Origin of the sequence: Alistipes putredinis DSM 17216 (assembly GCF_000154465.1) — a bacterium.
Lineage (GTDB): Bacteria > Bacteroidota > Bacteroidia > Bacteroidales > Rikenellaceae > Alistipes > Alistipes putredinis.
On the sequence record NZ_DS499571.1, the window covers coordinates 1 to 488 of the forward strand.

1 pseudogene is annotated in these 488 nt (G+C 52.3%); it reads left to right on the forward strand.

The window, feature by feature from the left end:
* Window positions 1–488 (forward strand): annotated as a pseudogene (locus ALIPUT_RS12215) (TGS domain-containing protein); the annotation flags it as partial.

Below are 488 nucleotides of genomic sequence, written 5' to 3' on the forward strand. Positions count from 1 at the left end.
ATGAAAAAAATTTCCCCCTGTGGTGGATTCCTTTCGATGCCAATGTCAACGGCTACGAAGCGTTGCACTCGAGAGTTGTGGGTCCCGACGGAGTATGGGTAGAGGTGCACAGTCGCACGCATCGCGTGGAGGAGATCGCCGAAAGGGGATTCGCCGCTCATTGGAAATACGAAAACGCCTCGCTGTCGAACAACGAGGACGAACTCGACCGCTGGCTCAAAAAGATACGCGATGCACTGAATGGTCCGACGGAAAACGCCGTTGACTTCCTGGATAACTTCTATTATCGCTATGCCCATCTGAAATAGCGGTATTTTCACCCAAAGGAGAGGCTCGGAAAATGCCGTACTGAGCCACCGCACTGGACTTCGCGTACGACATACACTCTAAGATCGGAAACTGTGCCATCGGCGCCAATATCAACCTCGAGATCGAGCCTATCACCACACTTATCAACTGCGGCGACCAATTCGAATTCTTCACCGTCG